Here is a 3678-nt window from a genome sequence, read left to right as displayed (position 1 = left end):
ATTGAACTGCTGCCGGTCATGCTGACTGGTCAGGGCAAAGAGTTCGTCGGTGAGCAAGAAGCCCAGGCCGATGCGCCAGCGCCCCGGCAGCGGCGCAATCACCGAACGCATGCTCATGCCGTACAACAAATGTTGCGACGTGAGCAGCAGCGTGGTCAGCAGAATCGAGAACATCCCGGCACCGCCCTTGAGCATGCCGATCGCCACCAATTGCGCGGCACCGGCGAACACGATGCTCGACAGGCCCTGCCCTTGCAGCGGCGTGAGATTGGCTTCGATCGCCATGGAGCCGGCCAGCAGCCCCCACGGTGCGGTCGCCAGCGATAACGGCATGATCGCCACCGCGCCGCGAAGAAAGGCACTGCGCGGCATGAGTGAGTCAGACATAACGCTCTTCATCCGGAAAACAGCCGCTGACTCTGCCAGCGAAGCGGTGTTAATGGCTTGAACAATCTTGCGCACTTACCGCCGATTTTCACCCTGAGCGGCGTAACATACGGCCATTCGCAAACGCGTCAGGGAGACGACATGCTGTATCGAATCGCAGCCGACGGGCTGGTGCTGTTTCATTTGTCCTTCATTCTGTTCGTGCTGTTCGGCGGGCTGCTGGTGCTCAAGTGGCCACGCTTGATGTGGCTGCACCTGCCGGCCGCGGCCTGGGGCGTGGCGGTCGAAGTGTTGCACCTGACCTGTCCGCTGACCTACTGGGAAAACCTGATGCGCCACGCCGCCGGGCAAACCGAATACGCCGGCGGCTTCATCGAGCATTACATGCTGGCCGATCATTTACCCGGCCGGGCTGACGCCGCAGGATCCAGCTGGCACTCGGCAGCGTGGTGCTGGTGGTCAATCTGTTGGTTTACGGACGCGCGATCCGTCAGTGGAAACTGCGCCGCACCAGCCGGATACCGTTTTAGCGGGAGGCGGGTTTCAACGCTTCGAGCCAGGCCGGATCCAGGCGCTTCTGGTCAAGCTCCAGACCCAGCGCCTGCATCCGTTCCTTGTGTGCTTCGACTTCCCGCTGCAACTGCGCATGATCGCTGGAGTTACCGTCCAGTTCGTGCATCTGGGTCAACCCCAGATGATAGAAACGCAGCACCTTCATCGCCGCCGGATCATTCTGCGCCACCGCCGCCGTCACCTGGTGCATCACGTTGGTCACGCTCATCAGACTGCGCTTGAGCCGCCAGCTATAGACCGCCGGCGCCATCCACGCCTGATGCCAGAACTGCCCGCGCAACAACGCCGCCGTCAGCAGAAACGCGACGAACACCCCGCCGACATTAAAGCGCAGATTATCTCCGCCAGCTTCGCCGAACAGCGCCACCGCCGCCGTGGAAAACCCCATCGCCAGCACCAGGAACAGCGCGGCGATGATGATCGTTGTGCGGCGGGTCTGCTGGCGAAACGTTGCTGCATCCATCGGCTGAATCTCGAACATCAGGCATGACTTCCTTGAGCGATAAAAAGGGCAACGGAAAAAACTCGCTGCGCATTATCGCCTCTACGCGCGATTTAGCTATGCTGGGGGCCCTTTTCATCTTTTCAGCGTCCAACGGGGACATGGCGGTACCGCGCAGATCGTGCCATCTTCATTCATGGATACACACTATTCGGATGCCATCCGCCTGGTTCGGGATGACATCGTTTTAAGGATCATTGCATGACCCAACGACACGTAATCAATGCCTCGGTCAGCCCGAAAGGCAGCCTGGAAACCCTTTCTCAACGTGAAGTTCAACAACTGAGCGAAGCCGGATCCGGCAGCACCTACACCCTCTTCCGCCAGTGCGCCCTGGCCATTCTCAACACCGGCGCCCATGTCGATAACGCCAAGACCATCCTTGAAGCCTACAAGGACTTCGAAATCCGCATTCACCAGCAGGATCGTGGCGTGCGCCTCGAATTGCTGAACGCTCCGGCCGACGCCTTCGTCGACGGCGAAATGATCGCCAGCACCCGCGAGATGCTGTTCAGCGCCCTGCGTGACATCGTCTACACCGAGAACGAACTCGACAGCCAACGCATCGACCTCAGCACCTCGCAAGGCATCAGCGACTACGTCTTCCACCTGCTGCGCAATGCGCGCACCCTGCGCCCAGGCGTGGAGCCGAAAATCGTCGTCTGCTGGGGCGGGCACTCGATCAACACCGAAGAATACAAGTACACCAAGAAAGTCGGCCACGAACTGGGCCTGCGCAGCCTTGACATCTGCACCGGTTGCGGCCCCGGCGTGATGAAAGGCCCAATGAAAGGCGCGACCATCGCCCATGCCAAACAGCGCATCCACGGCGGGCGCTACCTCGGTCTGACCGAGCCGGGCATCATCGCCGCCGAAGCGCCGAACCCGATCGTCAACGAACTGGTGATCCTGCCGGACATCGAGAAACGTCTGGAAGCGTTCGTCCGTGTCGGCCACGGCATCATCATCTTCCCGGGCGGCGCCGGGACCGCCGAAGAGTTCCTCTATCTGCTGGGCATCCTGATGCACCCGGACAACGCCGGTTTGCCATTCCCGGTGATCCTGACCGGGCCGAAACATGCCGCACCGTATCTGGAGCAACTCGACGCCTTCGTCATCGCAACCCTGGGCGAAGCGGCGAAACAGCACTACGAAATCATCATCGACGACCCGGCTGAAGTGGCGCGGCAGATGACTCAGGGCCTGAAAGCCGTGAAGCAGTTCCGCCGCGAGCGCAACGACGCGTTCCACTTCAACTGGCTGCTGAAAATCGACGAAGGCTTCCAGCGCCCGTTCGATCCAACCCACGAAAACATGGCCAACCTGAAACTGCACCGCGACCAGCCACCGCACGAACTGGCAGCCAACCTGCGCCGGGCGTTCTCCGGCATCGTCGCCGGCAACGTCAAGGACAAGGGCATTGGCCTGATCGAAGAACAGGCGCTGTCCAGATCCGCAGTGATCGCGGCGATCCACATGCAGCCGCCGATCTGCTGCTCAAGGCCTGGTCAACTTCAGCACCCGGTGGAAGCCCGGGCAGCGGCATTGGCCGATGCTATCGCGTGGTGGCGACAACGCCTACACCCGCTGATCGCGACTCCCTGTGGCGACCGCCTGTAGGCAATGGGTCATCAGATTCAACATCATTGTTGACTGATAATCCGCTATCGCCAGCAGGCGGGCTCCCACAGTTGTTTCAGGGTGAACCCGACGCTGCCAATCCGCCTTTATTTCTGACACAAAAGCCCCGTACTTTCCTCACGACAGCCAGCCTCGGCCCGTACTAAGCTTCGCGATCAATTTTTCAGGGACGAGTCATGAAACGGATTGCCGCATATTTGCTTTCAATGTTGGCTCAGACGGCCAATGCGGCGGATCTGCAATTGCTCACCGACTACCACCCGCCTCTGCATTTTCAACAAGGCGAGCAGTTAGTCGGCTTTGGCGTAGATATCGTGCGCGCACTGGCTAAAACAACCGGTGATCAGATCCATCTCCAACAAGTCCCGCTGCTCCGCGCGCTGCGTATGGCTAGCGACACCCCGGACACCGGCGTCTTCACCGTATTGCGCACCGACGAACGCGACAATCGCTACCAGTGGGTCGGGCCGCTGATCGAAGTGGAGACTGCGCTCTATGCGCAGGACACTCGCCAACCACGTGTACGCAGCCTGCACGAGGCCGACCGGGCGGGCCGCGTCACCGTGCCGCGCAAG

Annotated in this window: 3 protein-coding genes and 2 pseudogenes; 3 read left to right on the top strand and 2 right to left on the bottom strand. The window is 60.7% G+C overall.

Going from position 1 to position 3678, the window contains the following annotated elements:
• Window positions 1–387, bottom strand: a 387-nt coding sequence (locus ACVBEG_RS27015) for an AzlC family ABC transporter permease (protein WP_447108526.1), incomplete at its 3' end; no start/stop codon positions are given.
• Window positions 388–528: 141 nt separating this feature from the next.
• On the opposite strand from ACVBEG_RS27015, the pseudogene ACVBEG_RS27010 reads away from it, so the two are divergent.
• Window positions 529–917 (top strand): annotated as a pseudogene (locus ACVBEG_RS27010) (DUF2784 domain-containing protein).
• Here ACVBEG_RS27010 and ACVBEG_RS27005 read toward each other — a convergent pair.
• Window positions 914–1441: a DUF3087 domain-containing protein gene (locus ACVBEG_RS27005; protein WP_447108525.1), complete on the bottom strand. Its 528-nt coding sequence runs from the start codon at window positions 1439–1441 to the stop codon at window positions 914–916. The pseudogene ACVBEG_RS27010 and the gene ACVBEG_RS27005 sit on opposite strands and share 4 nt — an antisense overlap.
• A gap of 222 nt (window positions 1442–1663) precedes the next feature.
• On the opposite strand from ACVBEG_RS27005, the pseudogene ppnN reads away from it, so the two are divergent.
• A pseudogene (gene ppnN, locus ACVBEG_RS27000) lies at window positions 1664–3036 on the top strand (nucleotide 5'-monophosphate nucleosidase PpnN); the annotation flags it as partial.
• Window positions 3037–3279: 243 nt separating this feature from the next.
• On the top strand, window positions 3280–3678 hold a 399-nt coding region (locus ACVBEG_RS26995), incomplete at its 3' end, for a transporter substrate-binding domain-containing protein (RefSeq protein ID WP_447108524.1).

The sequence above is a fragment of the Pseudomonas sp. GG8 genome, assembly GCF_052976945.1.
Note: the sequence above shows the minus strand (reverse complement) of the source record. Positions and strands in the feature narration are given on the sequence as shown.